This window comes from Agrobacterium sp. SOY23 (genome assembly GCF_027212525.1).
GTDB lineage: Bacteria > Pseudomonadota > Alphaproteobacteria > Rhizobiales > Rhizobiaceae > Agrobacterium > Agrobacterium tumefaciens_I.
Map to the genome: position 1 here is coordinate 107,993 of NZ_JAPWDT010000012.1, position 6,000 is coordinate 113,992.

The 6,000-nt window shown below is 52.0% G+C and carries 6 protein-coding genes and 2 pseudogenes; 3 read left to right on the forward strand and 5 right to left on the reverse strand.

The features are described from left to right. Positions 1-16: 16 nt before the first annotated feature. Positions 17-208 (forward strand): annotated as a pseudogene (locus tag O3S81_RS25120) (transposase domain-containing protein); the annotation flags it as partial. A 670-nt stretch (positions 209-878) separates the two neighbouring features. After that, on the forward strand, positions 879-1,316 hold the full coding sequence (locus O3S81_RS25125) for a helix-turn-helix domain-containing protein (protein ID WP_269347542.1): 438 nt from the start codon (positions 879-881) through the stop codon (positions 1,314-1,316). 256 nt (positions 1,317-1,572) lie between these two features. Here the strand turns inward: O3S81_RS25125 and O3S81_RS25130 are convergent, their stop codons facing one another. The 3 genes from O3S81_RS25130 to O3S81_RS25140 all read right to left on the reverse strand — a co-directional run bounded on the left by O3S81_RS25130 (position 1,573) and on the right by O3S81_RS25140 (position 2,982). After that, positions 1,573-2,016 carry a hypothetical protein gene (locus O3S81_RS25130; protein WP_269347543.1) on the reverse strand — a complete coding sequence of 148 codons (444 nt, stop codon included), beginning with the start codon at positions 2,014-2,016 and terminating at the stop codon, positions 1,573-1,575. A gap of 120 nt (positions 2,017-2,136) precedes the next feature. Then, positions 2,137-2,586, reverse strand: a complete 450-nt coding sequence (locus tag O3S81_RS25135) for a hypothetical protein (RefSeq protein WP_269347544.1) — start codon at positions 2,584-2,586, stop codon at positions 2,137-2,139. Between the two features lie 219 nt (positions 2,587-2,805). Continuing rightward, positions 2,806-2,982, reverse strand: a complete 177-nt coding sequence (locus tag O3S81_RS25140) for a YegP family protein (protein ID WP_269347545.1) — start codon at positions 2,980-2,982, stop codon at positions 2,806-2,808. Between the two features lie 247 nt (positions 2,983-3,229). Here O3S81_RS25140 and rpsU point away from each other — a divergent pair. After that, positions 3,230-3,485 (forward strand): annotated as a pseudogene (gene rpsU, locus O3S81_RS25145) (30S ribosomal protein S21); the annotation flags it as partial. A 161-nt stretch (positions 3,486-3,646) separates the two neighbouring features. On the opposite strand, the gene O3S81_RS25150 reads toward rpsU, so the two are convergent. Continuing rightward, entirely contained in the window at positions 3,647-4,957 is a 1,311-nt protein-coding gene (locus tag O3S81_RS25150; RefSeq protein WP_269347547.1) for a type II toxin-antitoxin system HipA family toxin, read from the reverse strand. Continuing rightward, positions 4,954-5,316 (reverse strand): helix-turn-helix domain-containing protein, encoded by a 363-nt coding sequence (locus O3S81_RS25155; protein WP_331284206.1) that lies wholly within the window; start codon positions 5,314-5,316, stop codon positions 4,954-4,956. The genes O3S81_RS25150 and O3S81_RS25155 overlap by 4 nt, the downstream gene beginning before the upstream one ends. Between the last annotated feature and the right edge of the window lie 684 nt (positions 5,317-6,000).

The window sequence follows — 6,000 nt, forward strand, 5'->3', positions numbered from 1 at the left end:
CGAGACAAAAGGCAGTTCGGCTAAGTTCAACGCCGTCGATCCGCTGGCCTACTTGACCGCCACGCTCACTGCCATCGTCAACGGCCACAAGCAGAGTCGCATCGATGAGCTGCTACCTTGGTGCTGCACGCAAGACCACAGGCCGCCACAGAGGAGACAAAACGTTTCAAATTTAGTGGTTGAAGTTATCGATTTTGAACAGGCTTGAGGTGTATTTAAACGGGGCTCGGCCGCGACTATTATCGCCACTATATCGAGGACATGATTTGGGAAATTGGTTTCGAAAGTGGGCAGCAGTCGTAGGTTTCTCTCTTCTAGGCCCGACATTTCTTGCCTATTCTATTACCTCTTTCCTTCATGGAGAGCTGCCCGGCAGACGTGGATCAGCCATCACAAGCGCGGATTCCCCATACCTCTTCTATCCCCTTGCATTAGCACTGGTGTGCGGTTCGGCGCTCATGGCATACCTGAGTGTTATGTTTGTTATCGGGTATGTTCGCGGGCGATCACACCGCGAGAAATGAACATCCGCCAATGCCCCGGAGTTGCCATCCGCGCAACGTCTCCAGCCTTCGACAGGCATCACACGCCGCCGTCAAGGTGAAGGCAAACAGCGCTTGCAGATAGGCCGACTAGGACAACGTGGGAGCAGAACACCGGTTACCGTGCTCAGAGGGGTGCGCCGATTGGCATGACGAAACGGTAACGTTTAACGATGCCGGTCTCATTCCAACTATGGTAATGCCGATGGTCAAACTTCACAAAACGCAAAGCCGTTGGCAGCGAGGGTTATCCCGTCACGTGCCGGCATCTTGCCGGGTGTCGGGCTTTGATCCATACCGTTTCTACGCTGCATTCTTACAATAAAGGGGAAAATGATGTCACAAACTGGCAAGAAACAGCCCAATCCGATTGACGTGCATGTGGGAAACCGCATCAGGCTGCGCCGAACCATGAGCGGCATGAGCCAGGAACGGCTCGGAGCCAACCTCGGCATTACGTTCCAGCAAATCCAGAAATACGAGCGTGGAACCAATCGTGTCGGGGCCAGCCGCCTTCAAAACATCGCCAGCATTTTGAGTGTCCCGGTCTCGTTTTTCTTTGAAAACGCCCCCGGACAGGGCTTGTCTCTTGATGACGTTGACCCGTCACATGCTTTGCCGCGCGATGACTTTCAGACATTCCTGTCGTCACCGGAAGGATTCCGGCTTAACCGCGAGTTCGTAAGGATTACTGACCCGAAGGTACGCCAACGCATCATCGAGATGATCAAGGCAATAGCCGCAGATCAAGACGAGAGGTCGGCAGAGCAATAAAAGCGCGTCGATGCCAGCCGTGCTACGCGAACGCAAGAGCCACGCCTTTCGGTGCCTTCAAAGAAATACGACTTCTTCTGTGGCTCGAAGCAAAGAACTAGATGGCCTGGCAATAGCGGAAAGTGGCGACCGGTCAGTTGGGATTATGGCTGCCGGGGGTAATGTCCCCACTTTCCGCGATGTATTGATTATGGTCTATAATTTTAAATGGCAAGTATAAAGCCCTTTTCGAAGACCCTGTCCTTCTTCCTGCGGGTTATCTTTTGTCGATTGCGGCCAGCATATCGTTGTAGGCATCCTCATCCACATAGGCCACGCCTTCGATCAGCATCCTGAGCAGTTTACTCGTCGGGCGAACATTATCCGGATCGAGGACGACAACGATCCGACCGGATGTCATGTTCTTCTCATTGACGGGATAAAGGTCACGAAACGGATCATATCCGTCATCGTGAGCAATATACCGCCCTGTGTCCATGGTGGTCGGGATTGCAACTTGCCCTGTGCGGACTGAGGTGCCAGCAACGTACTGTGCGTTGACGATATTGATCGCCCACACGTTGCTTTGCGAAATGATCTTGTGATGATCGTTGGCGTCAGGCGCATAAAGTGCTTGTGTTACCGTAACGTGATTGATCAGGAAACTGCCCTCGACACGCTCATGGGAGCCTTCACCCGACAGATTGATTGTATTCGACATAGTCTCACCATTCTGGATTACGGGCGCAAATATGGCGGCAATGTTCTCCTCGCAGTGCAGGGACAAAGATTTTTCGCGTTTACTGGAAAACCTGGATGCCGCCGGGATTCGATTTAAAAACTACGACAAAAATTGTTTGACGATGTTGTAGTTGGCGTTTGCCATGTATCGATGCCCTTCTTGCGGTTTACAGCTATCCAATGCCTTGATCTCGTTGAGACGCGTGACGACCGCATATTTCGGAGAATAGTTTTTGTCACGAGTTTCAGGTCGGGCATTGATCTCTCGGGAGCCGCAGTCAAAAAGATAGTACTGACATCGATATGTACTAGCGGGATGCCGGGTTGGTATTGCCGCAGCGATGTCCTGAAGTTTCCCCCCGAACTGTAGATATGCTGGAACGATGTAGATTGGGAAACACCTTGTTTTCCCGGAGGTCAGAAGTGATTCATGCTCAGCTTCGCTCAATAGCCTGCGGAACAACAGGACAGTCTGATCCCTTGCCGACAACCCAAAGAGACTGGTTACGTTTTCGTATCCAGTAGCCAGATCGTTGACGTTGAATGACATTTCGACCCACCACTGTGACCTGTTCATCTAGTATGGTTATCTCTATAGGAAGCTGAAATTCCAAAAATGTACCCGACGAACAGCGCCGGAATTTATTTATACCGAAATTCCCCTATCGGGTTCAAGCAACCTTGAACAAAGACGTGCGCTCCGCGAAACAGGACTGGGGCGAATTGGGAAAATGCGGCACGCCCGAGCGTGGATGTACCCCTTACAGTCTCAACTATTGTCTTCGGTAGGTGCGCCAGGCCCATATTTCTTGATCGAAGCAATTGCGTTCTGTGCATTCACCTTGGAGGAATAACCCTCCGTCGCAAAGATCACTTCATTGTTGTATTTAAAGCGGACACGAAATTCGCCCGCCTTGTCTTTGTAGATTTCGAACTTATGCGCCATGTTACTTTCCTCGATATGGGCGGTGATTCGTACAATCAAAGCGTGCAATTGGCAAAGACCAGTCGCAAATTTGTTGCTGATCCCCTTTTCGACGCTGGCTTAGGCCCTGTCCAGATCGAGATATTTTGCCCTGAATTCCGCCGACCGCGTTCTCCGTAAAAAAGCCCATCACAGGAGATGCTCGCTCTTGGATTCGACGCCAAATTGCGTATGGTAGCGCACCGATTTTTGACCTCGAGAGGGACCCATGCAGGTTCTAGTACGCGACAATAACGTCGATCAGGCGCTGCGCATTCTCAAGAAGAAGCTCCAGCGAGAGGGCATTTTCCGCGAAATGCGTCTGCGTGAAGCTTTTGAGAAGCCATCCATCAAGAAGGCGCGGGAAAAAGCTGAGGCAGTCAGTCGCCAGCGAAAACTCGCCCGTAAGCAGATGCAGCGCGAAGGCCTTCTTCCGTCAAAGCCCAAAAAGGGTACGTGATCGCGGTCGCGGTGTTGCGCTAGGGGATCATCTGTACCCAACTCTTGGTCCCCGCCGCGATCGGCAGGCTATTGCTACTCCACATTCTTGCAGGGGTTGTGAGGCCGTGCCTCGCGCATGCCGGTCTTCTGTGCCGGTTCCTCTATCGATGGTCTCTCCTTAGCATGATTGATCAGGTCCCGTGTCTTAGGCTGGAATGATGATTTCTCGCCGCATGGCTCGGTGAATAATTTGCGCGGTCTTTTCGGCTACACCGGCCTGTTCCGCGAAGGCTGGCCAGTTTTCGACCTGTGTATGCATTTCGCGGATAATTTCTTCGGCCTTTTTGGGCTTGAGGTCGCAGAAAATGCCGAACTGGATAAGATCGGACAGCTCGAAATGGTCGCGTTTACCATTCAGGCTCATCTGGTGCTGATGGGTCCAGCTTCCATCCGGATTGTAGGCGTAGCTGACGTCGAACGCTGGTGATAGCCGCCATTCGCCCTTTCGATTCATGAGGAAGGCGATGTTCTTGACGTGGTCGTCCTGATTTCGGACAAGAATGTTGAAAACCGCTCGGCGAAACTGCTGCTCGATGTCGTAAGCGGGAAGGCCGAGGAGCCGGATCGTCTCTACCGCCTGTTCGTAGGAATAAGCTCCCGCCGCGTTGAAATCATAATGGCGCAAGGCTGCGAACGACTGCATGTGGAGCTTCTGGCCGTTGGCGGTGCGATCGAAGCGTTGTGTCATGAAATGCGATCGGCCGCCTTCATGGTGGACGCGGCATTCAGTCATGTCGATGCCGGCGGCGCGGGCCAGGAGAAAGAATCCGTACTCGATAAGGCCAAAGCCCTGTGGATCGGCCAGCTCCTTGTCACGATTGTTGGAGATACCGTCGAACTTCATGAGCCAATAGGTGAAACCTTCACCGGCTTTGACCTGACCGGATCGGAACTCCCCGGTTTTTTCATTCCATGCAAGGATAGCCTTGGCGCGTGCGCCGCCTGCGGATGTCCCGACGCGCAGGATCTCCTGCAGGGTTTCGTGGTCGTCATCGCCCTTGAGGATACCCGCAAGGTTGGCACGATTGTTGAGGACTTCGTTGGCGAGTTTGGTCAGCGCATCGATCTCAAGGCGTTGGGATTTGCGCGGCCCTTTGAGGATCGTGGGATGGAACTCGAGCGCGCCCATGCCGCGCGTACCGATATAACAAAGGCGCTCGACCGGATTGAAACTGCCGGCCGAACGTCCCTGGGTCGCGAGCCATGTATCGATCAGAGCGTTGCCGAATTTGTCTGGGAGGGAGTCGGCGATCATGCCGGGCAAACCCTTGAAGGCGTCACGGGGCAAACCGGGGAATTCGTATGGGTCGGGGCGCAGCGGCATCATGATCGGCGCCAGTTCTATGGTGCTTTGGACGAACTCAGGCATGTATTGGAATACGCCGATCGCTCTGTCGTCGAGCCAACTAACGGCACCGATATCTCTACCCCATAGCCGGACGGTCGCATCCGTCATTGCTCATCCTCCTCGGCCCATGCCCAATCGCTGGCTTTTGGGGCTTCTGTCTGCGTTCGTGCGCGCCGCCGCTCGTGGCCGTCATGCTGGACTCGCTCGACCGGTCGAACGTCCGGGTTGGGGAGGATGTCGAGAATGCGATCGCCCAGGTTAAGTGCTCTCAATACACGGAGAAGGGTATCGAGCGAGCTGTTCCGGCCAGCCTCCAGCCGCTTGATGCTCGGAAGCGAAGCTCCGGCCTCCTGCGCCAGTCGTGCTTGGGTCAGGTTGCGACTAAGGCGAACCCGAGCCAATCTGGTGCCTAGATCGCGCATAGTTGTCTCGATGTTACCTGTTGGAGGCTTTTGATTAGGAATCATAGGTGATCCTTTATGGCGAAATTTTTAGCAACAGTATCACATATGATCCGTTATTGCTAGACAGCATATCATGGAATCATAGGGTCAAAAATGATCCCTAATCGATGGATATTACAAATAAAGAATCATTTGTGATCCCTTATTTTTGGATATTGAAGTTAGAAGATCGATAAACCCGAGCGGCGATGGGCTGTAGGCAGGCAACTGGCGGAATGTTCGCCCGCCCGATCTTCTGTTTGACGCACACTGTCCGTAGGCGCGGATTTCCTCAGGTATGGATGCATTGAAAGATATTCACGTCGGAATATTTTACCTATATAATTGAAATTAATACATATGTTTTTTATATTTATACTTTTTAGGTGGAATAAATTACCTTTTGGTGATTGAGTGGGGCGAGGAAGGCGCCGACAAAACATATAATTTAATTAGAACGAAGCCTGAAACATATAAATTAATTGTAAATGTATCCTTGTTTGCGGAGGTGCGGGATTTGACTGGTAGAGTTTACTGGTTTGCGCGCAGACAATTTACTGCTGTATAAGCAGGTGATTTTATATAGGTTTTTGCAGTGATGTGGATTTATTTATAGGTGAATCCGGAAGGGATGTAATTGGGAAGTGGATTGAAAAGGCGACAGAAATTGATGGCGGGCGATCATAATAACAATATCATGAAATTGTT

Bases quoted from the DNA above. Each gene is read 5' to 3' on its own strand.
- O3S81_RS25125 (WP_269347542.1), top strand. From the start codon at position 879: ATGTCACAAACTGGCAAGAAACAGCCCAATCCGATTGACGTGCATGTG.
- O3S81_RS25130 (WP_269347543.1), bottom strand. From the start codon at position 2,016: ATGTCGAATACAATCAATCTGTCGGGTGAAGGCTCCCATGAGCGTGTC.
- O3S81_RS25135 (WP_269347544.1), bottom strand. From the start codon at position 2,586: ATGTCATTCAACGTCAACGATCTGGCTACTGGATACGAAAACGTAACC.
- O3S81_RS25140 (WP_269347545.1), bottom strand. From the start codon at position 2,982: ATGGCGCATAAGTTCGAAATCTACAAAGACAAGGCGGGCGAATTTCGT.
- O3S81_RS25150 (WP_269347547.1), bottom strand. From the start codon at position 4,957: ATGACGGATGCGACCGTCCGGCTATGGGGTAGAGATATCGGTGCCGTT.
- O3S81_RS25155 (WP_331284206.1), bottom strand. From the start codon at position 5,316: ATGATTCCTAATCAAAAGCCTCCAACAGGTAACATCGAGACAACTATG.